The 21,832-nt window shown below is 69.1% G+C and carries 23 protein-coding genes; 9 read left to right on the forward strand and 14 right to left on the reverse strand.

From position 1 onward, the window contains the following. The first annotated feature begins 50 nt into the window (after nt 1-50). On the forward strand, nt 51-938 hold the full coding sequence (locus tag QFZ21_RS10120) for a phosphoribosylaminoimidazolesuccinocarboxamide synthase (RefSeq protein WP_307381283.1): 888 nt from the start codon (nt 51-53) through the stop codon (nt 936-938). Between the two features lie 22 nt (nt 939-960). On the opposite strand, the gene QFZ21_RS10125 is transcribed toward QFZ21_RS10120, so the two are convergent. Next, nucleotides 961-1,362 (reverse strand): type II toxin-antitoxin system VapC family toxin, encoded by a 402-nt coding sequence (locus tag QFZ21_RS10125; protein WP_307377403.1) that lies wholly within the window; start codon nt 1,360-1,362, stop codon nt 961-963. Further along, the gene (locus QFZ21_RS10130) at nt 1,359-1,622 is read right to left on the reverse strand and encodes a type II toxin-antitoxin system VapB family antitoxin (protein ID WP_307377405.1); all 264 of its coding nucleotides are present in this window, start codon (nt 1,620-1,622) and stop codon (nt 1,359-1,361) included. Before QFZ21_RS10130 ends, QFZ21_RS10125 begins: the two co-directional genes overlap by 4 nt. Nucleotides 1,623-1,746: 124 nt before the next feature. Between QFZ21_RS10130 and QFZ21_RS10135 the strand changes: the two genes are divergently transcribed. Next, nucleotides 1,747-3,102, forward strand: coding sequence for a uracil-xanthine permease family protein (locus QFZ21_RS10135; RefSeq protein ID WP_307377408.1), 1,356 nt, complete (start codon nt 1,747-1,749; stop codon nt 3,100-3,102). Here the strand turns inward: QFZ21_RS10135 and QFZ21_RS10140 are convergent, their stop codons facing one another. The 3 genes from QFZ21_RS10140 to QFZ21_RS10150 are packed head-to-tail and all read right to left on the reverse strand — an operon-like array spanning nt 3,103 to nt 6,158. Next, nucleotides 3,103-4,704 carry an urea amidolyase family protein gene (locus tag QFZ21_RS10140; protein WP_307377410.1) on the reverse strand — a complete coding sequence of 534 codons (1,602 nt, stop codon included), beginning with the start codon at nt 4,702-4,704 and terminating at the stop codon, nt 3,103-3,105. Nucleotides 4,705-4,723: 19 nt separating this feature from the next. Next, the gene (locus QFZ21_RS10145; protein ID WP_307377413.1) at nt 4,724-5,488 is read right to left on the reverse strand and encodes a LamB/YcsF family protein; all 765 of its coding nucleotides are present in this window, start codon (nt 5,486-5,488) and stop codon (nt 4,724-4,726) included. Between the two features lie 4 nt (nt 5,489-5,492). Further along, nucleotides 5,493-6,158 carry a TetR/AcrR family transcriptional regulator gene (locus QFZ21_RS10150; protein WP_307377415.1) on the reverse strand — a complete coding sequence of 222 codons (666 nt, stop codon included), beginning with the start codon at nt 6,156-6,158 and terminating at the stop codon, nt 5,493-5,495. 124 nt (nt 6,159-6,282) lie between these two features. Between QFZ21_RS10150 and QFZ21_RS10155 the strand changes: the two genes are divergently transcribed. Together QFZ21_RS10155 and QFZ21_RS10160 are read left to right on the forward strand one after the other, a co-directional pair. After that, a complete protein-coding gene (locus QFZ21_RS10155; protein WP_307377418.1) occupies nt 6,283-7,155 on the forward strand; it encodes a DUF1266 domain-containing protein in 873 nt (290 codons plus the stop codon). Continuing rightward, entirely contained in the window at nt 7,128-8,189 is a 1,062-nt protein-coding gene (locus QFZ21_RS10160) for a hypothetical protein (protein WP_307377421.1), read from the forward strand. Before QFZ21_RS10155 ends, QFZ21_RS10160 begins: the two co-directional genes overlap by 28 nt. Nucleotides 8,190-8,278: 89 nt before the next feature. Here the strand turns inward: QFZ21_RS10160 and QFZ21_RS10165 are convergent, their stop codons facing one another. The 5 genes from QFZ21_RS10165 to QFZ21_RS10185 all read right to left on the reverse strand — a co-directional run bounded on the left by QFZ21_RS10165 (nt 8,279) and on the right by QFZ21_RS10185 (nt 14,221). Further along, on the reverse strand, nt 8,279-9,274 hold the full coding sequence (locus tag QFZ21_RS10165; RefSeq protein WP_307381285.1) for a LacI family DNA-binding transcriptional regulator: 996 nt from the start codon (nt 9,272-9,274) through the stop codon (nt 8,279-8,281). 111 nt (nt 9,275-9,385) lie between these two features. Next, entirely contained in the window at nt 9,386-10,852 is a 1,467-nt protein-coding gene (locus QFZ21_RS10170; RefSeq protein WP_307377423.1) for a GH1 family beta-glucosidase, read from the reverse strand. 5 nt (nt 10,853-10,857) lie between these two features. Continuing rightward, nucleotides 10,858-11,748 (reverse strand): carbohydrate ABC transporter permease, encoded by an 891-nt coding sequence (locus tag QFZ21_RS10175; RefSeq protein WP_307377425.1) that lies wholly within the window; start codon nt 11,746-11,748, stop codon nt 10,858-10,860. Then, complete coding sequence (locus QFZ21_RS10180; RefSeq protein ID WP_307377428.1) at nt 11,745-12,794, reverse strand: carbohydrate ABC transporter permease; 1,050 nt, start codon at nt 12,792-12,794, stop codon at nt 11,745-11,747. Before QFZ21_RS10180 ends, QFZ21_RS10175 begins: the two co-directional genes overlap by 4 nt. A 116-nt stretch (nt 12,795-12,910) precedes the next feature. Further along, nucleotides 12,911-14,221 (reverse strand): ABC transporter substrate-binding protein, encoded by a 1,311-nt coding sequence (locus QFZ21_RS10185; protein WP_307377429.1) that lies wholly within the window; start codon nt 14,219-14,221, stop codon nt 12,911-12,913. Between the two features lie 244 nt (nt 14,222-14,465). Here QFZ21_RS10185 and QFZ21_RS10190 point away from each other — a divergent pair, with 244 nt between their 5' ends. From QFZ21_RS10190 to purQ, 3 genes are all read left to right on the forward strand, one after another. Further along, nucleotides 14,466-14,999, forward strand: coding sequence for an adenine phosphoribosyltransferase (locus QFZ21_RS10190; protein ID WP_307377430.1), 534 nt, complete (start codon nt 14,466-14,468; stop codon nt 14,997-14,999). 148 nt (nt 15,000-15,147) lie between these two features. Beyond that, complete coding sequence (gene purS / locus QFZ21_RS10195; protein ID WP_307377431.1) at nt 15,148-15,396, forward strand: phosphoribosylformylglycinamidine synthase subunit PurS; 249 nt, start codon at nt 15,148-15,150, stop codon at nt 15,394-15,396. After that, nucleotides 15,393-16,100 (forward strand): phosphoribosylformylglycinamidine synthase subunit PurQ, encoded by a 708-nt coding sequence (gene purQ, locus QFZ21_RS10200; protein ID WP_307377433.1) that lies wholly within the window; start codon nt 15,393-15,395, stop codon nt 16,098-16,100. The genes purS and purQ overlap by 4 nt, the downstream gene beginning before the upstream one ends. Before the next feature lie 73 nt (nt 16,101-16,173). On the opposite strand, the gene QFZ21_RS10205 is transcribed toward purQ, so the two are convergent. Continuing rightward, nucleotides 16,174-17,451 (reverse strand): hypothetical protein, encoded by a 1,278-nt coding sequence (locus QFZ21_RS10205; RefSeq protein WP_307377436.1) that lies wholly within the window; start codon nt 17,449-17,451, stop codon nt 16,174-16,176. Between the two features lie 252 nt (nt 17,452-17,703). Between QFZ21_RS10205 and QFZ21_RS10210 the strand changes: the two genes are divergently transcribed. Continuing rightward, complete coding sequence (locus QFZ21_RS10210) at nt 17,704-18,600, forward strand: SDR family oxidoreductase (RefSeq protein WP_307377438.1); 897 nt, start codon at nt 17,704-17,706, stop codon at nt 18,598-18,600. A 24-nt stretch (nt 18,601-18,624) separates the two neighbouring features. On the opposite strand, the gene QFZ21_RS10215 is transcribed toward QFZ21_RS10210, so the two are convergent. After that, nucleotides 18,625-19,053 (reverse strand): DUF1761 domain-containing protein, encoded by a 429-nt coding sequence (locus QFZ21_RS10215; protein ID WP_307377441.1) that lies wholly within the window; start codon nt 19,051-19,053, stop codon nt 18,625-18,627. 114 nt (nt 19,054-19,167) lie between these two features. On the opposite strand from QFZ21_RS10215, the gene QFZ21_RS10220 reads away from it, so the two are divergent. Then, nucleotides 19,168-20,829, forward strand: a complete 1,662-nt coding sequence (locus QFZ21_RS10220) for a glycoside hydrolase family 13 protein (protein ID WP_307377444.1) — start codon at nt 19,168-19,170, stop codon at nt 20,827-20,829. 166 nt (nt 20,830-20,995) lie between these two features. On the opposite strand, the gene QFZ21_RS10225 is transcribed toward QFZ21_RS10220, so the two are convergent. Beyond that, entirely contained in the window at nt 20,996-21,496 is a 501-nt protein-coding gene (locus QFZ21_RS10225) for a flavin reductase family protein (RefSeq protein WP_307377447.1), read from the reverse strand. Continuing rightward, entirely contained in the window at nt 21,493-21,819 is a 327-nt protein-coding gene (gene fdxA / locus QFZ21_RS10230) for a ferredoxin (RefSeq protein WP_307377450.1), read from the reverse strand. Before fdxA ends, QFZ21_RS10225 begins: the two co-directional genes overlap by 4 nt. Nucleotides 21,820-21,832 lie beyond the last annotated feature (13 nt).

The raw sequence follows: 21,832 nt of genomic DNA on the forward strand, positions 1-21,832 counted from the left end.
ATACACCCGGATCGACTCGGGGACCAAGGCCACTCGTGCGCTCTGGAATGATGGGGCGGGTGAGCACACCTTCAGAAGGCACGGCACGCCCCATTCCCGGCTGGCGGCACCTCTACTCCGGCAAGGTCCGCGATCTGTACGCGTCGGAGGACGCCGAGGACACGCGCATCCTCGTCGTCGCCTCGGACCGCGTGAGCGCGTTCGATTTCGTGCTCTCCCCCGGCATCCCCGAGAAGGGCGCGCTGCTCACGCGCCTCAGCCGCTGGTGGTTCGCGCAGCTCGACGATGTGCCCAACCACATCGCCGAGGGCGAGATCCCGGATGCCGTCGCGGACCACGCCATGCTCGCGCAGTCACTCGAGATGCTGCCCGTCGAATGCGTCGTGCGCGGCTACATCACCGGCAGCGGCTGGGTGGAGTACCAGGAGAGCGGCACCGTCTGCGGCATCCCGCTGCCCGCCGGTCTCGAGAACGGCGACCGACTGCCGGAACCGCTGTTCACCCCGGCCTACAAGGCGCCGATGGGCGAGCACGACGAGAACATCACCTTCGAGAAGACCATCGAGTTGGTCGGCGCCGAGCGCGCGGCCGAACTGCGCGACGTGTCGCTGGCGCTCTACACCCGCGCCGCGGCGATCGCCGAGGAGAAGGGGCTGATCCTCGCCGACACCAAGTTCGAGTTCGGGACGGATGCCGATGGCGTGCTGCGGCTGGCCGACGAGGTGCTCACGAGCGACTCGTCGCGGTACTGGGATGCCGAGGCGTGGAACACCGGCGTCACCCCGAGCGAGCGGATGGCGAGCTTCGACAAGCAGATCGTGCGCGACTGGCTCGCGTCGAATTGGGACAAGCAGGGCGAGCCGCCGCTGCTGCCCGACGACATCGTCGAGCGCACCGCCGACCGCTACCGCGAGCTGATCGCGCGCCTCGGGGCGTGACGTTTCGTCTCGCTCCGCTCGCTCAACGACCGGAAGGCACGCGGCGTACGTCGGTGTGGACGAAGTCGTCGCCCTTGAAGAGCAGCGGCTCGTCGCGGGTGATCGCGAGCGCATACGAGAAGCAGTCGCCGTAGTTCAGGCGGGCCGGATGCTTGGAGCCGCGACCGAAAGCCGCGTGACCGCGGCTGGCGGCCCGGGCCTGGACTTCATCGACCATCACGACACGGATGCCTGCTTCGCGAACGAGGCGGTCGACCTTGGAAACCCCCACCTCCCCGAAGCGCCGTCGCATGACGATATGTGATTCGAGCAGGGTCGCTGCCGACATGACGGGCGCAGGGTCTGCGAGCAAAGTGCGTTCGAGATCGGGACCATCCGTCTCGTCGATCAGGATGGCGACAACCGCTGACGAGTCGACGATCACCGCGGAAGCCCGGCTTCGTCGTACATCTCGTCCATGATCTCTTCGTAGCTCGGCCCGATGACCGGGAGCTTTCGAGCCTCTTCGACAACCGCACGGATAGCCGCACGCTTGCGCTCGACCTCTGCCTCCTTCGCCCCCTCGAGCTCGGCGATCCGCCGACGTACAGCATCCTCGACGGCACTCGTCTGACTCTGTCCGGTGAGCTCGGCCAGCTGACGCACGAGCGCATGCGTCGTCTCGTTCTTGATGTTGAGGCTCATGTCTACCATTCTACCCTCGACGTCTACCCTGGTAGAAGGCATCCAGCCAACACTCAGGAATCGGTAGTGTGGCTCCAGCGCTGTCGCGATCCCCCGAGCGACACCCCCGAACCTGAGGAGCCCCATGGCCCTGTGGAAGCTGCATGGAAACGGCCGCACGGTCGAGGCCGGCGCCGTCGTCACGCCCGAAGAGCGGCTGAACTGGCCGGCGACCATCGCGATCGGCGCTCAGCACGTCGTCGCCATGTTCGGGGCGACGTTCCTGGTTCCCACGCTGACCGGCTTCCCGGTGTCGACCACGCTGCTCTTCAGCGGTCTCGGCACCCTGATCTTCCTGCTGATCACGAAGAACCGGCTGCCCAGCTACCTCGGCTCCTCGTTCGCGTTCATCGCCCCGATCACGGCGGCCGTCGCCGCGGGCGGCACGGGTTCGGCTCTCGCCGGAGTGGTCGCCGTCGGCATCCTGCTGACCGTCGTCGGCCTGGTCGTGCAATTCGCCGGCCTCCGCTGGGTGGACGCGCTGATGCCCCCGGTCGTCGCCGGTGCCATCGTCGCGCTCATCGGGTTCAACCTCGCCCCGACCGCCTGGAACAACTTCAAGATCGACCCGGTCACCGCCACCATCACACTCGTCGCGATCATCGTGTTCGCGGTGCTGTTCCGCGGGTTCCTCGGCCGCATCTCGATCTTCCTCGGCGTCGCAGTCGGCTTCGTCTACGCCGCCCTCACGGGCTCCTTCTCGGTCCCGAACGAACTGCGCGGCGGCAAGACGCCCGCCGAGCTGATCTCGGATGCGCCCTGGGTCGGTCTGCCGCACTTCGACTTCCCGAACTTCGTCGAGCCGGGCACCTGGTCGACGATCGCGATGTTCCTCCCCGTCGTGCTCGTGCTCGTCGCCGAGAACGTCGGGCACGTGCGCGGCGTCGCGACGATGACCGAGGACCCCGAGATCAACAAGCACACGGGTCGCGCACTCATCGCCGATGGTGTGGCCACGACCATCGCCGGTGGCTTCGGCGGTTCGGGCACCACGACGTACGGCGAGAACATCGGCGTCATGGCCGCGACCCGCGTCTACTCGACCGCGGTCTACTGGGTCGCCGGTCTCTTCGCGATCCTGCTCGCGTTCTCGCCGAAGGTCGGCGAGGTGTTCAACTCGATCCCCGCCGGCGTGCTCGGCGGCGCGACCACCGCGCTCTACGGCCTGATCGGCATCATCGGCATCAAGATCTGGGTCGACAGCCGCGTCGACTTCTCGCGTCCGGTCAACCAGTACACCGCCGCGGTCTCGCTCGTGATCGGCATCGCCGGGTTCTCGATGCAGCTCGGCGACTTCGCGTTCGGCGGCATCGTGCTCGGCACGGTCGCCGCACTCCTGATCTACCACGTGGGCAACGCGATCGCCCGGGCGCGCAAGACCGGCGCCGACGACCCGAAGCCGCTCGAGCCCGTCGGTCCGCTGGGCGGAGACCCCGCCTAGTCAGACCGCGGAGTCCTTGACGACGAACCGGAGGCGCACGCCCGGCGCCAGCTGACCTGCGAGATCGAGGCTCCGATCGGTGAGCGCACCGATGATCGGGTAACCACCCGTGAGGGGGTGATCGGGGAGGAACAGCATCGGCTGCCCGTCGGGCGGCACCTGAATCGCACCGGTGACCGCTCCTTCGCTCGGCAGCTCCCCGCCGACCGACCGCTCCAGCGGCACATCGCCCTGAAGGCGGATGCCGACGCGATCGGCACGCGGGGTGACGGTCCACTCCTGGTGGGTGAGCGTGTCGCGCGCTACCGCCGTGAACCAGTCGTCCCGGGGCCCGAGAGTGATCTCGAGCTCGACGAGCTCGCCGGGGGCAGGGAGGTCGCGGAGTACAGCATCGGGCTCGACGGGATCCGGCGCGGCGCCCGCGATCCGCATCACCGCCCCCGCCACGAGGTGCTGCGGACCCAGTCCGGCGAGCGTGTCGGCGGACCGGCTCCCGAGGACAGTCTCCGCATCGATCCCGCCCCGCACGGCGATGACGTGACGCAACCCGCGCTCCGGATGCCCGATGATCAGCTCGTCGCCCTCGGCCGTGGCGAAAGGAGCTCCGTGTACGACGCTGCGAACGGCCCCGCCGACATCGGTGAGGGTGAGCGCCCCGATCGCCCCCGTGACCGCGGCGACACCTGCGCCGTGGAATCGCAGCACCGCACCCCCGACGCTCTCGAGCACCGCGGCCGTGGTCGCATTGCCCACCGCGCGGTTCGCGTCGCGCATCGCCCGGCGGTCGGCCGCTCCGGCTGCCGAGACCCCGAGCGCCGCGTAGCCCGGGCGCCCGGCATCCTGCACCAGCAGTTGCAGCGACGGGCGCACCACCTCGACTGCGGGCATGACAACCTCGGCGGAGAAAGCGGGAGCATCCGTCTCCCCCGCGGCATGGCGGCCGTTGACACCCCGCGACTGCTCGCGATGGTCTCCGTCCTCCGACAGCCGCACCTGTTCACGCACCCGCTCGAACCGCACGGCCGTGCCGGGTGACAGCAGGGCAGGCGGGTCTCGGTCGATGTCCCACATCACGGCATCCGTGCGGCCGATGAGCTGCCAGCCGCCCGGGCTCTCGCGGGGATACACCCCGGTGAACTGTCCGGCGAGTGCGACGGACCCCGCGGGCACGCGCGTACGCGGCGACGAGCGGCGCGGCACCTCGAACAGGGGATCGCTGCTGACGACGTAGCCGAATCCGGGAGCGAAGCCCGAGAACGCGACGCGCCAGTCGGCGGCGAGGTGCCGGCTCACCAAGCTCTCGGCCGAGACGCCGAGCAGGGACGCTGCCTCGTCGAGGTCCTCGCCGTCGTAGTGCACGGGCACTGTGACCCGGCCGGCGACCGGCGGCGGCCCGGGGGCGACTTCCGTCGCCGAGAGAACCGCGGTGAGGTCGGCGGCGGAGACCTGCAACGGATCGAAGCGCACGAGCACCGTGCGTGCGCCGGGGACGCGCTCGACGATGCCGGCGACCCCTTCCCATGCGAGATTCAGGCGCATCGCCTCGTCGAGGTCGGCCGCCTCGACGAGGAGCGCGCGATCGGATGCCGTGAGGATGCGCATCAGTCAGAGCACGCCGTCATCACGCCCCCGCGAACGGGGCGATCGTGATGCCCGCGCCCTCCAGCATCCGCCGGGTCTCCGCCGCCATGGCCACCGAACCGGGGCTGTCGCCGTGCACGCAGATCGACTGCGCGACGACCGGCACGTCGGTCCCGTCGATCGCTCGGATCACGCCGTCGGAGGCGAGCCGCACCATGCGCTCGGCGACCGCCGCGGGGTCGTGCAGCACTGCACCCGGCTCGGTGCGCGAGAGGAGCTGTCCGTTCGGCTGATAGGCGCGGTCCGCGAAGGCCTCCGCGGCGACGGCGAGCCCGGCCCGCTCTGCCACCTCGAGCACGACACCTCCGGAGAGGCCCAGCAGCACGAGGCTCGGGTCGATCGCGCGGATCGCCGCCACGACGTCCTTCGACTGCCGCTCATCGCGCGCGATCGTGTTGTACAGCGCGCCGTGCGGCTTGACGTACGCCACCCGTCCGCCGACCGCCCGAGCGAGGCCGATGAGCGCGCCGAGCTGATACTCGACGTGCGCCTGCAGCGTCGCCGAGTCGATGTCGACCTTCGTGCGACCGAAGTTCTCGTAGTCGCGGTAGCCGGGGTGCGCGCCGATCACGACGCCGCCCTGCACGGCCGCGGCGAGAGTGTCGCGGATGCCCTCGGGGCTGCCGGCATGGAAGCCGCACGACACGTTCGCGCTTGTGATGAGGCGCAGCATGCTCTCGTCGTCGCTCACGACCCGGTCGACGACGTTCTCGCCGAGGTCCGAGTTCAGGTCGATCGAAACCATGCGATCACGCTCCCGAGTCCAGTATCCCCGTCGCTCGCGGACGCCGTTCGCCGTCATGGAGTCGCACGGGCGGAGCGATCGGCGTTGTCGGCTCCGGCAGTCCGTACCGCTGATGCATCCATCGGCGGGCATCCTCCAGCGGATAGGTGGCGCCGAAGACCGCGAACTTCACGAAGATGCCCTCGAGGGTGCTCCGCAGCATGATCTCCTCCAGCGCCGGATCGGCGGCGCCCCTGGCCCGGAAGAGCTCCCGCACGGCATCCTCCGCCGCCTTCGCCGCGTCCTCGTGCCGGGCCTCCGATTCGGCGAAGAGCCGGTGGGTGGCGGGCTGCTGCTGCATCGCCAGCACCGCGCGCTGCAGCGGTAGCGCATAGGCGGTCGCCGTCAGCGCGCCGTCGATCACCGCGGCGAGCGCCTCATCGGGCGTCCCGTCGACCTGCGCGAAGCCGAGCACGGTCTCGAACCATCGATCGATGACGGCGGCGACGAGCTGGTCCTTGCCGCCGAAGTGGTAGTTCACGAGGCCCTGTGCGTTGCCGGCCCTCTGCGTGATCTCGGCGATGCTGGATCCCGCCACTCCGCGTTCACTGAAGACTTCGATGGCCGCCTGCAGGAGGGCCTCCCGGGCGCGCTCGCGGGCGAGGCGGTGACGGGCGTCGGAGCGGGCCATGCGGCATCCACCTCCTGCGTTTCGCCGATGTCTTCCGGAACAGTCCCCCCGCCGTATAGATTACTCACTGAATAGTCGTTCAATCTATGGGCGAAGACGGATCCAGCCCTCCCCAGGAGTAGAAATGCACCCTGTCGCGCGCGTCGACTTCAACGACCTCGGCTCGATCGTCCAGTGGCTCATCGGGCAGTGGTGGGTGTGGACGATCGTCGGCGTCATCGTGCTCTTCTTCCTCATCGTGTGGATCCTCCCCGACGCCAAGGTGAAGCCCTCGGAGGAGTTCTCCACGACCGACACCGAGGCGAATGAGATCGCGCTCGGCTTCCTCCAGATCACCAACCTGCCGTCGGGCCCGTGGAACGACCCGACCGCCTCGGGCCTCGGCGCTCGCGAGAAATCGGTGCTCGTCGACCAGTGGGGCGTGCACTCGCGCCAGGACTGGCTCGACAACATCGAGCGCCTCACCACCGATCGTCGTCGTCGTGAGATGTGGACGCTGTATCTCGCTGTCCGCACCGCCCTCGCCGAGCGCCTCAGCCGCGCACCGAAGGCGAAGGAGTGGCTGGCCGCGATCGTCGAGGAGGGCGGCGACAAGCGCGACGCCCGCACCTTCGTCACCGCGATCGAGTACATCGAGTCCGAGGTGCGCAAGCGCGTCGGGAAGGACATCGTCACCCCCGGCCTGTTCGTACGCACACTCGACGGCTACGCCATCGGCCAGGCGGTGGCCATGACCACGTGGGGTGTCGGACTCGGGCACGGCGATGTCGCCGAAGCGCGGTCCATCATCCACCGGATCAACGCCGACGCCCGCCCGGCATTCGCCTCGTGGGCCGACTTCGGCCTCAGCTACATCGCCGGCCGCGTCATGCACGGGAGCGACGGCAGCGTCGACGAGAAGTCGTTCGAGAAGTTCGGCGACGGCTGGTCCGACTTCAAGGCCGCCGCGACCGAGAAGCGCAACGGCCCGTGGGCGACCCTGCCATGGAGGCGCTGACCGTCGATCTGGAACCGCTGCGACGCAGCGCCGGATTCCGGGACATCCTCGCCTACGAGCGCATCTGCCGTATCCCGCCGCACAAGCGCTTCCTGGCGATCCTCATCGCCGTGCTGCTGTTCGCGGCGGCGATGCTGATCGGCCTGTGGGTGCTGGGGCGCAGCGACATCCTCGCGGTCGCACCGATCCTCGGGGTGTTCGTGATCGGCTACACCGTGCTGGCCGCGGTCGGGTTCGTCTGGTACGCCGTCGGGCTCAGTCGGCGCGTCAAGGTCGCCGCCTTCGCCTGGCAGAACGGGTGGGCCTACGCCGACGCGCTCGAGCACACCCGCCGCCCCGGCGCCGCGTTCACGCGGGTGCTGCGCGGACAGGAGCGAGCGGTCGTCGCGTGCGACGACGAGCGGATGCCGTTCGAGCTCGGCATCCACCATTCGGTGTCGCGCGGGCAGGAACGCGCGACGGTGCAGCGGCCCTTCGCCTTCGTCGAGCTGCCGCTGCCGTCGTCGGTGCCGCACATCGTGCTCGCCAACCGCCGCCGCAGCATCATCCCGACTCTGGGCCTGGGCCGGGGAGCGGCGCGGATGGACCTCGAAGGGGACTTCGCCCGGACGTTCCGGCTGATCGTTCCCGAGGGCTACCAGCAGGATGCGCTCTACATCTTCACACCCGACCTGATGGCGCGCGTGCTCGACCTCGGGTCGGGTGCCGAGATCGAACTCGTCTCCGACCGGCTCTACGTCTATCTGCCGCCGAGCACCCGCTTCGACCGTGCACAGACGATGGCCGCGGTGCTCACCCTGGCCGAGGAGTTCCACCGCCGATTCTCCGCCCGCACCGAGCTGTACCGCGACGACGATGCCGGCGAGATCGCCGCCCGGGCCGGAGTCTCCGTCGGGCTGCGCGGTCAGCGGCTGGGCGGCCGCGGCGTCTCCGTCCTCGCCGTCGCCGGAACCGCCGGCGTGCTGCTGCTCTCGGCCGGAGTCACGGCCTTCTCCCTGTTCGGCGGCGACATCCTGCGCACGCTGGGCGGCTGACCCATAGACCCACGGTTGCGGACCTGGCCAGGAGGGGGCGCCAGGTCCGCAGCCGTGCTGACCTCGCTCGTGCCGCGAACTTCTGCTCGCTAGGCCGAGGCGCGCACCACGAGCTCGGTGGGCAGGATCGTCGTGTTCACCGGATCCTCGCCCGCGAGCCGCGCCAGCAGCACGCCGGCCATCGCCTCGCCCTGCGCGTACATCGGCTGACGCATCGTGGTGAGCTGCGGATCGGTCGAGACCGCGACGGAAGAGTCGTCGAAGCCGACGAGAGCAACGTCTTCCGGCACGCGCAACCCCGCCGAGCGCAGGGCCGTCAGCGCCCCTCGAGCCATGAGGTCGCTCGCGACGAAGACGGCATCCGGCGTTCCCCCGGAGAGGATGCGGCGCATCGCTTCGGTGCCGCTGGTCTCGCTGTAGTCGCCGGCATCCTCGGCGAAAGGCTGCAGACCCGCATCCGCGAGCGCGCTCCGGAATCCGTTGACGCGATCGATCGATGACACCATGGTCGGCGTGCCGCAGATCGTCGCGATCCGGGTCCGGCCGATGTCGACCAGCCTGCGCGTCGCGGTCTTCGCCCCGGCGACGTTGTCGACGTCGACGACGTAGTCCGTCTCGTTGCGACGCACCGGTCGCCCGCCGTAGACGACAGGCACGGCATCCGCGATCCGGTCGATGAACGCATCGCTGGTGTGATGCGACACGATCAGGGCGCCGTCGACACCGCCGTTCCGGACGAAGCTGGTCATCTTGTCGCCGGGGTCGTCGCTGGCGATGAGCAGGTTGAGCAGGTAGTCCGAGCCCCCGAGCGCCCCGGTGATGCCGGCGACGATCTCAGCGAAGAACGGGTCGCCGAAGAAGCGGGTGGTGTCCTCGGGCACGATCAGCGCGATCGCGTGCGTCTGCCGAGAGGCCAGCGAGCGCGCGGCACGGTTCGGGACGTAGTTCAGCTCGTCGATCGCGGCACGCACGGCGGCGAGGGCCTCGGGACTCACCGCCGTCGAGCCGTTCACGACCCTCGACACCGTCGACCGTGAGACGCCGGCCGCCGACGCCACCTCTTCGATGGTCGCTCGTGGCGACATCATCGCGCGTACTCTTCCATCGACCCATTCTGTCTGCTCACCGGGGAGCTCCGTCGCCGATCCTCGTTCGAATCGCCTGAATGGGCGTTTCCGGCCCCCCGAGACCCCGATTCAGGCGATTCGAACGAGCGCGGGTTGCGGCGTCGGGGCGAGATCCCGCGCCGCGATGATGCGTGCGTACTCCCGGCCGGAGTCCTTCAGGCTCCGCTCCTGCGTCTCGTAGTCGACCCGCACGATGCCGAACCGCTTGTCGTAGCCCCAGGCCCACTCGAAGTTGTCGAACATCGACCAGTAGAAGTAGCCCCGCACGTCGACGCCGGAGTCCGCGGCATCCAGCACCGCACCGAGGTGCAGGCGCAGGAACTCGGTGCGCTCGACGTCGTGCACGCGGGTCTCGCCGTCCTCCAGGACCGCGACATCGTCGTAGGCGGCGCCGTTCTCGGTCATGTACAGCACGGTGCCCGCGGGCTCGGCGTACTCGGTCCACACGCGCTGCAGCAGGCGGGTCAGGCCCTCGGGCTGCACCTCCCAGTTCTGCGCGGTGCGGGGCAGTCCCCGCTCGACCGAATGGATGTTCTCGAACGAGGGGTACGGGCTGCGAGCCTTGCGCTCCGTGTCGGGCACGCTCTCCACGGCCGCGTGGACCGGTGCGCTGCCGGCGAGGAAGTCGCCGTGGTAGTAGTTCACGCCCTGGGTGTCGATGTGCTGCGAGATGGTGTCGAGGTCTCCGTCGTGGATCGCGGATTCGAAGCGCGCGACGGCATCCGCATCCACCGCCCTGATGTCCTCGACGATGTCGGCGGGATACTCGCCGCGGTAGATCGGGTCGAGGAACCAACGGTTGAACTGTCCGTCCACCCGGCGCGCGGCGTCGACATCGGCGGGGTTCTGCGGGTCGGCCGGATCGGCGACCGTGTGGTTGAGCGTGATGCCGAGATCGAGCGAGGCATCGCGCCGGCGCAGCTCGCGTACCGTCGACCCGTGCGCGAGCAGCAGATGGTGCGACGCGAGCAGCCCCTCCTCGACACTCGTGTGTCCCGGTGCGTGCTCGCCGCCCGTGTAGGAGAGGAACGACGAGCACCACGGCTCGTTCAGCGTGGTCCACACGTTCACCCGGTCGCCGAGCGCGTCATGCATCGTGCCCGCGTACTCCAGGAAGCGGTCGACGGTGTCGCGATTGGTCCAGCCCCCGGCATCCTGCAGCGCCTGCGGCATGTCCCAGTGGTACAGGGTCAACCAGGGCAGGATGCCGGCGCCGAGGAGCTCATCGACCAGCCGCTGGTAGAAGTCGACGCCCTTCACATTCGCCGCTCCCCCGTCGGGGCGTACTCGCGACCACGAGGTCGAGAACCGGTACGTCTGCAGTCCGAGCTCGCTCATCAGAGCCACATCCTCGGCGTGCCGGTGGTAGTGGTCGCATGCGACATCGCCGTTGTCGCCCCCGATCACGGCGCCGGGCTCGCGCGAGAACGCATCCCAGATCGAGGCTGTGCGCCCGTCTTCGAACGCCGCACCTTCGATCTGATACGCGGCGGTCGCCGCACCGAAGAGGAATTTCGAGGGGAAGGGACGGGTCATAGGGGTCATCCTTTCACCGCGCCCGCCATGATGCCACTGACCAGCTGCCGTCCGGCGACCACGAAGAGCACGAGGAGCGGGAGGGTCGCGAGCACGGCACCGGCGAGCACGATGGAGTAGTCGATGTAGTACCCGGACTGCAGCTGGCTGAGCGCCGTCTGCAGGGTCGGGTTCGAGGGAGAGAGCACGATCAGCGGCCACAGGTAGTCGGTCCAGGCGGTCATGAACGTGAAGAGTCCGAGGATCGCCATGGCCGGACGCGCAGCCGGGATGCCGACGGTGAGGAAGGTGCGGAACTGGTTCGCACCGTCCATCCGCGCCGCTTCGATCAGCTCGTCGGGGATCACGTCGACCAGGTACTGCCGCATGAAGAACACCCCGAAGGCGGTGACCAGCGTCGGCACGATGACGGCGCCGATCGTGCCCGTCCAGCCGAGCTCGCGCATCACCATGAACAGCGGGATGATGCCGAGCTGCGTCGGGATCGCCATGGTCGCGATCACGAAGATCATCAGCCCATCGCGTCCCTTGAAACGCAGCTTCGCGAACGCGTAGCCGGCGAGCGTCGAGAACGTCACGACCGAGAGCGTGATGATGCCGGAGATCAGGAACGAGTTGCCGAGTGCCAGCCAGAAGGGGATGGCGTCGAACACCTTGGCCGCGTTGGCGAGGAAGTTGCCGCCGGGGATGAGAGGCAGGGTCTCTCCGCGGGTGGAGTTCGTGCCGCTGGCGACGACGAGCGACCACCAGAGCGGATACACGCTGCCGATGATGAAGGCGGCGAGGAGGCCGTAGGTGAGGAAGCCGGGGCGGCTGCCGATGCCGGCGGTTCCTCCCGCGGCGCCGCGGCGACGGCGGATCTTCTCGGGCACGCTGAGTGCCTGGGTGGCGGTCATCGCGCGTCCTCCTTGCTGGTCGAGCGGATGCGGCGGCGTGCGGCGCGGTTGCGCCGATCGTCTCCGGTGGAGATCCGGCGGGAGATCAGGAAGTTGATCAGACCGAACACCACGATGAGCAGGAACAGCAGGATCGCGACGGCCGACGCCTTGCCCAGGTCGAGGCGGAAGAACGCCAGCTCCCAGAGGAAGAGGACGGTCGTCTGGAACTGCCGGTCGCTGCCGCCGATTCCACCGGCCGTGGAGACGTCGAACAGCTTCGGCTCGGCGAAGATCTGCAGGCCGCCGATGGTCGAGGTGATGATCACGAAGATCAGGGTCGGCCGGATCGTCGGGATCGTGATCGAGAAGAAGCGCCGCGCGGAACCGGCCCCATCGATGGCGGCGGACTCATAGAGGTCACGCGGCACCGACTGCATGGCGGCGAGCAGGATGAGCGCGTTGTAGCCGGTCCAGCGGAAGTTCACCATCACCGCGATCGCGATGTGCGACAGAGCGGTGTCCTCCTTCCACTGCTGATCGGCGATGCCGATGAGGTTCAGGAGGTTGTTGGCCAGGCCATCGGCCTCGTTGAAGATGCTGGAGAAGATGAGGGCGACCGCGACGGGGGTCACCACGAACGGGATGAGGACGCTCATCCGCCAGAACGTCGGGGTGCGCAGGCCGCGGTCCAGCAGGTAGGCGATGAACAGCGCGACCGCGAGCTGCGGGATCGCGGAGAGCAGGAAGATGCTCAGGGTGTTGAAGATCGAGTTCCAGAACATGCCGTCGCCGAGGATCTCGACGAAGTTGCCGACGCCCACGAAGTCGCCCTGGCCTTTGAGCAGGTTCCAGTCGTGGACCGCGACCCAGATCGTGTAGAGCAGCGGGAAGAGTCCGACCAGCCCGAAGAGCAGGAAGAACGGAGAGATGTAGAAGTACGGGGACGCGTGCTGGTCGAAACGCGAGACGCGGTGGCGCCAGGGGCGCTTCGGCGCGGCATCCGTCTTCTCCGGGGGAGCGGATGCTGTCGTCCCGCGCTCCGCAGGTGGGGCGGTGAGAGTCATGAGAGTCCTTCGTCAGGCGGGCGATGTCTCGGGCGGGCGAGCGCGGTTCCGGTCGCAGTTCCTGTCGCTTGAGGGGCTTTGCCGCGACAGGAACTGCGACCGGAAGGTGAGGCGGGTCAGCCGACGAGGTCCTTGAGCAGGCCCAGCGCCTTGTCCCAGGCACCCTGGGTGTCGATCTCGCCGAGGTCCAGGCTCTTCAGCGCGGGACCGAAGACGTTCTCCTGGATGACGGAGTCGTCGGCGCCCTTGAACTGCGCGACGACGCCCTCGGCACGCGCGGCGAGGATCGCACCGGTGGGTGCGTCGTTGAAGAACTCGTTCGGCGTCGCGTCGGCGGCGAGCGTCTCCTGAGCCTTCAGCGTCGAGGGGAAGTTGCCCGCGGCGGCGGACTGCTTCACCTGCTGCTCGGGCTGCGTCAGCCAGTCGGCGAGCTCAGCGGCCGCCTCCTGGTGCTGCGAGGTCTCCGGGATCGACAGGAACGCGCCACCCCAGTTGGCCGCCCCTCCCGGGAACACGTCGGCGAAGTCCCATCCGGTCGACGCGTCGCCGCCACCGGCCTCGACCGAGCCCTTCACGTTGCCCAGCATCCAGCCGGGGCAGACGAACACCGCGAAGGTGCCGTCGACGAACGACTTTCCGCCGTTCCAGTCCCAGGCCTTCTGCGCGGCGGACTGGCCGCCCTCGGTCGCCGCTCCCAGCAGCTCGAAGCGGTCCTGGAGCTCGGCGTTGCCCTCGACGTTCAGCTCGCCGTCGGCGGTGTAGTAGCCCTCATCGAGCTGGTTGACCATCGCGTTCCAGACGAAGCCGGAGTGGTCGTACCAGGCCTTGCCGGTCTTCTCGGTGTAGTCGGCGCCGACCTCGAAGAAGTTCTCCCAGTCGCCGTCGAGCAGTTCGGCGACACCCTCGCGGTCGCTGGGGAGTCCCGCCGCCTCGAGCGCGGGGCCGTTGAAGCAGATGCCGCTCGGGCCGATGTCGGTACCGTAGCCGATCACACGGCCCTCGGCATCCGTCCCCTGCTTGTACTTCCAGTCGACCCAGTCGTCCTTGCGGTCTTCGATGCCGAAGTCGCGCAGATCGACGAAGGTGTCGGAGACGTCCATGATGGCGCCGAGCCAGCCCTCTTCGATCGCGACGATGTCGCTGAGGCCGGATCCCGCCGCGATCTTGGTGAACGCGTCGGTGCGGGCGTTGCCGCCGGTGTCGATGTTGTTCGCCTCGATCGTGACGTTCGGGTGCGCCTTCTCGTATTCCTTGTAGAGGTCTTCGTAGCCGAAGGTGCCGAAGGTGGTGACGGTCAGCGTGACGTCCTCGTCGGCGTTGCCCTGCGGGGCGTCACCGGTGTTGCCGGAGCAGCCGGCCAGGGCGAGGGCGGAGATGGATGCCACGGCGACAGTCGCCAGGATCCGGGTGCGGGCACGTGTGTTCACAGGTTCACTCCTTTGTGTGGTGGTCGTGCGGGTCGTGCGGTGTTGATGCTCGGGCGCCGTGGGAGCGCTCCCACGCCTGATCGGTAACTCTATGGGAGCGCTCCCACGAATGTCAAGCGAGCTTGTCTCGGCCGCTGGCGGTGCACAACTCCGCAAGAATTCGCCGCCACGCCGCGACACGCCGACCGCCCGGGCCGATCGGCCGCATTCTTGCTGAGTTGTGCACGCGAGGTAGCCTTGCCCGGTGCCCGAAGCCGCTCTCTCCCCCGCTCTCACCCGTGCCGCATCACTGATCCGCAGCATCCCGGACTACCCGGAGCCCGGCATCGTCTTCCGCGACATCACGCCCCTGCTGGCCGATGCCGAGGCCCTCCGCGTCACGACCGAAGCAATCCTCGAGCCCTTCGCCGGGCAGTTCGATGTGGTCGCCGGCATCGAGGCGCGCGGATTCATCCTCGCCGGTGCGGCCGCCATCGCCGCGGGAGTCGGACTGGTCCCGATCCGCAAGGCGGGCAAACTGCCCCGGCCGGCCGCATCCGTCGACTACGCCCTCGAGTACGGCACCGCGACGATCGAGATGCACGACGATCTGCCGAAGGGCACGCGCGTGCTCCTGATCGACGACGTGCTCGCCACGGGCGGCACCCTCGCGGCGGGGCGCGAACTGGTCGAGCGACTCGGCAGTCACGTCGCCGGAATCTCCGTGCTGTTCGAGATCGACGGCCTCGGCGGGCGCGCGGCGATCGGCGACCTGCACACGGTCTTCCACTCCGAGTGACGCCCCGGCGCAACCCGCGTGAGGCGGCCGCGACAGGCCGGTAGACTGAGGGCGCCAGCCTTCCCGCGACTTCCGGCGTTTCGTCTCCTCGCTGCGCTCGTCGCTCAACGACCGATAGCTGCCGCCTGCGGCCGCCAGGAGGATCACGATGCCCACCATCGTCGTCGACGTCATGCCCAAGTCCGAACTGCTCGACCCGCAGGGAAAGGCCGTCGCCGGAGCGTTCACCCGCCTGGGCGTCGAGGGCTTCAGCGACGTCCGCATCGGCAAGCGCTTCGAGCTCACGGTCGAGGGCGAGGTCACCGACGAGCTGCTCGCCGAGGCCCAGCGTCTCGCCGATGAGGTGCTCTCCAACTCGGTGATCGAAGACGTCGTCGGTGTCGAGGTCGTCGAATGACCGTGCGCATCGGCGTCGTCACCTTCCCCGGGTCGCTCGATGACCGCGACGCGCAGCGCGCCGTGCGCCTCGCCGGCGCCGAGCCCGTCGCTCTCTGGCACGGTTCGCACGACCTCGAGGGCGTCGACGCCCTCGTGCTGCCCGGCGGATTCAGCTACGGCGACTACCTGCGCGCCGGTGCCATCGCGGCCCTCTCGCCGATCATGGCCGAGGTGAAGGATGCCGCCGCCAAGGGCCTGCCGATCCTCGGCATCTGCAACGGGTTCCAGATGCTGGTCGAGGCGCACCTGCTGCCCGGCGGCCTGATCCGCAACGACCACCAGCACTTCGTGCGTCGCGACCAGAAGCTCACGGTCGAGAACTCCGACACGGCGTGGACGAATGCGTTCCGCACCGGCCAGGAGATCGTCATCCCGCTGAAGAACGGCGACGGCGGCTACATCGCCGACGACGCCACGCTCGATCGTCTCGAGGGCGAGGGCCTGGTCGCGTTCCGCTACGCGGGCGTCAACCCGAACGGGTCGCTGCGCGACATCGCGGGCCTCACCAACGAGGCGGGCAACGTCGTCGGGCTCATGCCGCACCCCGAGCACTCGGTCGAGCCGGGCTTCGGCCCCGACACCGCGATCGCCATGCGCAGCGGCATCGACGGACTCGGCTTCTTCGCGAGCGCGATCGCCGCGGTCGCCCGCGTCGCCGCGTAACTCTCCCGATCAGTAGGCCGCCGCGCGCCTCAGCCGGCAGCATTCAGTCTTGCGCGCCCTCAGCCGGCAGCGCTCAGTCTTCCGCGCCCGCGGCCGGAAGACGGAACGGGTTGTCGCCGGCTGCCGCGAGCAGGTACCAGGCGGTCGCACCGGTGTGCAGACTCGCGTAGTACAGGTCGCCGAACCCGGAGTCGAGGCCGTCGGTCGACGTCGCCACGATCCCCTTGCCGTCGCCGTTCGGGGCGTCGTGCTGCGCAATCCGGATGCTGTCGAGCAGCGCTTCCGCGCGACCGGCATCGCCCTGGCCATCGCGCAGCCGCAGCGCCAGCGCGAGGTTGCCTCCGCCCTCGAACCACACTTTCGACACGTCGGCGTCGCTGATCGAGGGGCCCTGGTACGGGCCATCCGTGGCCATCAGGTTCTCGAGCGTCCAGTCGAGCGCGGCCCCGTAGCGCGTGTCGCCGGTGCCGAGGAAGCTCCAGGTCTGCGCGTCCAGCGGGATCGGCCGGGTGTTGATCGTGGAGCCGTCAAGGAGCGTGCCGGTGTCGACGTGGCCGTCGGCGCTCTGCATCGCGGCGACGAAGCCCGCGGCGACGGCAGCACGCTCGGACCACACCGGATCGCCGGTGAGCTGCGCCAGCTGCGTGAAGAATCCCGCGACGTCGCTGTTGTGCTCGGTCGACTTCCAGGTCAGCGACGCGCCGCTGTCGTTCTGGCCGCCGGTGTAGCCGAACGGCGCGCGTGCGAGGTCGGCGGTGTTCGCCTGGATCCACTGGCCGATCCGCAGGGCCCCGTCGAGATACCTGGACTCGCCCGTCGCGTGGAACAGCCGCGTGAGCGCCATCCCGACCCAGGCCTGATTGCCGGTGAAGGTGCCGGGACCGGTGATCTCCATCCGACCCTGACGCATGCCGTGCGGTTCGTACGACGTCCGGACGCGGCCGTCGCTGATCGGGTCCTGCGCCTGGAAGAAGAGCAGCGCGTCACCGACCGCCTGCGCCCGGCGGAGATCGTCGGGGAGGCCGCGGGCGGTGTACGCAATCACGACGAGGGCGTCGTCGTAGACGAAGGAGGGCGTGAAGTCCCAGCTCGGGGTGGTGAAGAACCCGCCTTGATAGCTGCGCGGCAGGCAGCGGCCGTCGCCGTCGCAGAACTCGTCGACACGGGCATCCAGGAACTCGTAGGCGAGCGAGACGGACTGCGCGGCATCGAGAGCGTTGCCCCCGGGACCCGGGTCGTCGGCGGAGGCAGCCGCCGAGGACACGAGAGGCACTGCACCCGCGAGCAGGGCCGCCGCCGCGAGCGCACCGATCATCGCCCAGGGCGCCGATCGGCGCGATGTGCCGGACATGGGTACCCCTCGATCGGAAGTGAGCGCGTCGCCTGTGCACGGCCGAAGGAGCCGCGAGAAAAGCCTGCCAGCGGCGACACGATCCGACTATGGGCGAAGGTCTATGGTTTGCGTCATCTCCCGTCGGCATCCGGCCACCCTCCTAGCAACAGACCTCGCAACGCGCAAGGCTTTTGCCGCCCCGCGCCGACTCTGCGCACGATGGCACCAGACCCCGACTCCATCTCCGATCGTCAGAGGAAAGGACACCCCATGTCCCGCGACCAGTACACCTTCGTCAACCCCGCCGAGCTCTACTCCGACATCGAGCCCGAGAAGCAGCACATGCCGGAGCCCGGGCTCGACGCCGATCTCGCGCCGAAGGCCGACCTCGGCGAGGAGAGCTACCGCGGCTCCGGACGGCTGCAGGGGCGCAAGGCGCTCATCACCGGCGGCGACTCGGGCATCGGTGCCGCCACCGCCATCGCGTTCGCGCGAGAGGGCGCGGACGTCGCCCTCTCCTACCTCCCGGAGGAAGAGAAGGATGCGAGCCGCATCGCCGGCATCCTGCGCGAGGCCGGTGCGACGGTCGCCACTCTCCCGGGCGACCTGCGCGATCCCGAGTACTGCCGTGCACTCGTCGCCGACGCCGTGGAGGCGCTCGGGGGCCTCGACATCCTGGTGAACAACGGCGGCAAGCAGGTCTTCCAGGAGTCGCTGACCGACATCACCGACGAGCAGTTCGACGACACGTTCAAGACCAACGTCTACGCGATGTTCTGGATCACGAAGGCTGCTCTCCCGCACCTTCCCGCGGGTTCGACGATCATCAACACCACGTCGATCCAGGCGTACTCGCCGTCCGGCATCCTGGTCGACTACGCCTCCACGAAGGCGACCATCAACGCGTTCACGAAGGGGCTGGCCGACCAGCTCGCTCCGAAGGGCATCCGCGTGAACGCCGTGGCGCCGGGACCGATCTGGACGCCCCTGCAGCCGAGCGACGGCCAGCCGCAGGAGAAGCTGCCGGAGTTCGGAGAGGACACCCCGCTCGGCCGCATGGGTCAGCCGGCCGAACTCGCCCCCGCGTACGTCTTCCTGGCGTCGGCGGAGTCGAGCTACGTCGCCGGCGAGACCCTGAACGTCAACGGCGGCATGCCGACCCCCTGACCGGAGACGGCCGTCGGCGCTCGGTCATGCCAGCGCCGGCGGCCACACCCCGATGATCACGGCCATGACCAGCACGGTCACGAGCTCGTGCGCGATGTTCAGTGTGGTCAGCTTCGTCGAGCGCCCCTCGAAGGCGTCGTGCGTGATGAACCGTGCGGCCGTGAATCCCGCCCACAGCGTCACGGCGGTCACGATCGTGCCCCACAGGAACGCGCCGCCATAGAAGTGCCAGGAGATGGCGGATGCTCCGGCGAGCACCCATGCCGTGATGAAGCTCACGATGACCGTGGTGATGATCGGCCACATCGCCGTCGCGGCCGGCCTGTCCATGTCGACGTTCGCGAGCTTCGCCCAGCGCGTGCCGAACACTTTCGGCGCGTACCAGACCGAGCCGACCAGCATGCTCGATGCCGCAGCGATCAGGACCGCCCAGTAGTTGATCTCGGGAACCATCTTTGCCTCCTCGAACCGGATGCCGCCAGGGTACTCCCCCTCTTCGCGCTCGGACGCGAGTCCCGGAGTCGAACCGATTCGATTCCTGCGCTGGCGGGCCTGTAGCCTGTTCGCATGGCACAGCTTGAGCAGATCGCAGCCCCCGGTTCCGAGTGGTGGCGCAGCGCCGTCATCTACCAGATCTACCCCCGTTCCTTCGCCGACGCCTCGGGCGACGGCATCGGAGACCTTCCGGGCATCACCGCCCGACTCGACTCGCTGCAGGAGCTCGGCGTCGACGCGATCTGGCTGAGCCCGTTCATGACGAGCCCGCAGCGCGACGCGGGTTACGACGTCGCCGACTATCGCGACGTCGACCCGCTGTTCGGCACTCTCGCCGACTTCGACGAGATGCTGGCCGAGGCCCATGGCCGCGGCATCCGCGTCGTCGTCGACCTGGTCCCCAACCACTCGTCCGCCCAGCACGCCTGGTTCCAGGAGGCGCTCAAGGCGGCCCCGGGCAGCCCCGAGCGCGCGCGCTACATCTTCCGCGACGGCAAGGGCAAGAACGGCGAGCTTCCGCCGAACAACTGGGAGTCGGTGTTCGGCGGCGGCATGTGGGAGCGCATCGTCGAGGCCGACGGCACCGCCGGCCAGTGGTATCTGCACATCTTCGACCCCACGCAGCCCGACTTCGACTGGAACAACGAAGAAGTACGCGAAGAGTTCCGCTCGATCCTGCGCTTCTGGCTCGACCGCGGCGTCGACGGCTTCCGCGTGGACGTCGCCCACGGCATGATCAAGGCCGACGGACTGCCCGACTACACGCCCCCGGCCGACGCCGACTCGATGGGCGGCGCCGAGGCGGACGTGCCGTACTGGGGTCAGGATGCCGTGCACGACATCTACCGCGACTGGCACGAGGTGCTCGCCGCGTACGACGGCGACCGCGCGCTGTGCGGTGAGGCCTGGCTGCCGACGCTCAAGAAGACCGCGCTCTGGGTGCGTCACGACGAGATGCACCAGACCTTCAACTTCCCGTACCTGCAGACGGCGTGGGACGCGAAGGCGCTCGGCGATGTCATCCGCGAGTCGCTCGACGCTTTCGGCGACGTGGGCGCGCCCAGCACCTGGGTGCTCTCGAACCACGACGTGGTGCGTCACGCGACCCGGCTCGCACTAACCGCCGACAACCCGCAGGGCGAGGGCATCGGCCCGAACACGCCCGACAAGCCGGATGCCGCGATCGGCCTCGCCCGCGCCCGCGCGGCGACCACGCTGATGCTCGCGCTTCCGGGGTCGTCATACCTGTACCAGGGCGAGGAGCTGGGCCTGCCCGAGGCGATGGACATCCCCGACGCGTTCCGCCAGGACCCCACCTGGTTCCGCACGAACGGCGAGCGCTACGGGCGCGACGGATGCCGCGTGCCGCTGCCCTGGACCGCCGACGGCCCGGCCTTCGGATTCAACGACACCGGCGCCTCGTGGCTGCCGCAGCCGGCCGAGTGGGCGACCTACGCGCGCGACGTCGAAGAGGCCGACCCGACCTCGACCCTCTGGCTGTACAAGCAGCTCCTGGCCGGGCGCCGCGAGCACGGCTTCGGCAGCGGCTCGCTGGTCTGGGAAGACGCCGGAGCGGATGCCGTGGCCTTCCGCCGCGGCGACGTGCACGTGATCGCGAACCTCGGCACCGCTCCGCTCGAACTGCCCGCCGGTGCGACCGTCATCCTGTCGAGCCAGCCGTTCGACGGCACAGCGCTGCCCGTCGACACCGCCGCCTGGTACACGACGGCCTGATCGCAACGGTCTGCATCCGCCATCGGCATCTGTCGACCCGCCCCTTTTCGTACGACCCGGCCCCTTACGACCGTCCACAAAGGGCCGGGTCGTACACAAAGGGGCGGGTCGACGAGGCTGTCGGGGGCGCGGGGCGACGAGGCTGTGAGCGCGGGGCGGGGGCGGGTCAGACCTCGGGGGTGAGGGGGTGGAACCGGCGGTCGAGGTAGACCAGCGGGCGACCGACCGGGCCGTGCAGCACCTCGAGCACTTCGGCGATGACCACGGTCGACGATCCGACCGGCACGCTCTGGATCGGTCGGCAACGCAGCGCCACACGGGCGCCGGGCAGGTGCGGCTCTCCGGTCGGCAGCGTCTCCCACCCCTGCTCGGGGGTGAAGCGCGCGGCGCCGCTCACCGCGAACGACTGCGCGAGGGCGGAGTGCTCGTCGTCGATCAGGTGCACCACGAAGCTCTCCGCGGCGAGGATGGCGCCGGCGCTGCCGGTCGCGCGGGTGACCGAGAACACGATCGCGGCGGGGTCGACCGAGACCGACGAGACGCTGGAGGCGGTGAGCCCGACCGGACCTTCGGGGCCGGCGGCGGTGATGATGGCGACGCCCGCGGGGTGCGTGCGGAACGCGGCCTTCAGCCCCTCGCCGACCTCGCTCGGGATGGGAGTCGTCATGCGTGAGCCGCCTGCGGCGGGAGCGCGGCGATGATCGGGTGGTCGAAGGCGTACATCCCGACCTTCGCGGCGCCGCCGGGCGAGCCGATCTCGTCGAAGAACTCGACGTTCGCCTTGTAGTAGTCCTGCCACTCGTCGGGAAGATCATCTTCGTAATAGATCGCCTCGACGGGGCACACCGGCTCGCAGGCGCCGCAGTCCACGCATTCATCCGGATGGATGTACAGGAACCGTTCGCCCTCGTAGATGCAGTCGACCGGACACTCGTCGATGCAGGCCTTGTCCTTCACATCGACACAGGGCAACGCGATCACATAGGTCATCGGGGCACACTCG

The sequence above is a fragment of the Microbacterium sp. W4I20 genome, from assembly GCF_030816505.1.
GTDB lineage: Bacteria > Actinomycetota > Actinomycetes > Actinomycetales > Microbacteriaceae > Microbacterium.

What these genes read in the sequence shown, in the direction of transcription:
- QFZ21_RS10120 (WP_307381283.1), top strand. Translation starts at nt 51, where the DNA reads ATGGGGCGGGTGAGCACACCTTCAGAAGGCACGGCACGCCCCATTCCC.
- QFZ21_RS10130 (WP_307377405.1), bottom strand. Translation starts at nt 1,622, where the DNA reads ATGAGCCTCAACATCAAGAACGAGACGACGCATGCGCTCGTGCGTCAG.
- QFZ21_RS10135 (WP_307377408.1), top strand. Translation starts at nt 1,747, where the DNA reads ATGGCCCTGTGGAAGCTGCATGGAAACGGCCGCACGGTCGAGGCCGGC.
- QFZ21_RS10140 (WP_307377410.1), bottom strand. Translation starts at nt 4,704, where the DNA reads ATGCGCATCCTCACGGCATCCGATCGCGCGCTCCTCGTCGAGGCGGCC.
- QFZ21_RS10145 (WP_307377413.1), bottom strand. Translation starts at nt 5,488, where the DNA reads ATGGTTTCGATCGACCTGAACTCGGACCTCGGCGAGAACGTCGTCGAC.
- QFZ21_RS10150 (WP_307377415.1), bottom strand. Translation starts at nt 6,158, where the DNA reads ATGGCCCGCTCCGACGCCCGTCACCGCCTCGCCCGCGAGCGCGCCCGG.
- QFZ21_RS10155 (WP_307377418.1), top strand. Translation starts at nt 6,283, where the DNA reads ATGCACCCTGTCGCGCGCGTCGACTTCAACGACCTCGGCTCGATCGTC.
- QFZ21_RS10165 (WP_307381285.1), bottom strand. Translation starts at nt 9,274, where the DNA reads ATGTCGCCACGAGCGACCATCGAAGAGGTGGCGTCGGCGGCCGGCGTC.
- QFZ21_RS10170 (WP_307377423.1), bottom strand. Translation starts at nt 10,852, where the DNA reads ATGACCCGTCCCTTCCCCTCGAAATTCCTCTTCGGTGCGGCGACCGCC.
- QFZ21_RS10175 (WP_307377425.1), bottom strand. Translation starts at nt 11,748, where the DNA reads ATGACCGCCACCCAGGCACTCAGCGTGCCCGAGAAGATCCGCCGTCGC.
- QFZ21_RS10180 (WP_307377428.1), bottom strand. Translation starts at nt 12,794, where the DNA reads ATGACTCTCACCGCCCCACCTGCGGAGCGCGGGACGACAGCATCCGCT.
- purS (WP_307377431.1), top strand. Translation starts at nt 15,148, where the DNA reads ATGCCCACCATCGTCGTCGACGTCATGCCCAAGTCCGAACTGCTCGAC.
- purQ (WP_307377433.1), top strand. Translation starts at nt 15,393, where the DNA reads ATGACCGTGCGCATCGGCGTCGTCACCTTCCCCGGGTCGCTCGATGAC.
- QFZ21_RS10205 (WP_307377436.1), bottom strand. Translation starts at nt 17,451, where the DNA reads ATGTCCGGCACATCGCGCCGATCGGCGCCCTGGGCGATGATCGGTGCG.
- QFZ21_RS10210 (WP_307377438.1), top strand. Translation starts at nt 17,704, where the DNA reads ATGTCCCGCGACCAGTACACCTTCGTCAACCCCGCCGAGCTCTACTCC.
- QFZ21_RS10215 (WP_307377441.1), bottom strand. Translation starts at nt 19,053, where the DNA reads ATGGTTCCCGAGATCAACTACTGGGCGGTCCTGATCGCTGCGGCATCG.
- QFZ21_RS10220 (WP_307377444.1), top strand. Translation starts at nt 19,168, where the DNA reads ATGGCACAGCTTGAGCAGATCGCAGCCCCCGGTTCCGAGTGGTGGCGC.
- QFZ21_RS10225 (WP_307377447.1), bottom strand. Translation starts at nt 21,496, where the DNA reads ATGACGACTCCCATCCCGAGCGAGGTCGGCGAGGGGCTGAAGGCCGCG.
- fdxA (WP_307377450.1), bottom strand. Translation starts at nt 21,819, where the DNA reads ATGACCTATGTGATCGCGTTGCCCTGTGTCGATGTGAAGGACAAGGCC.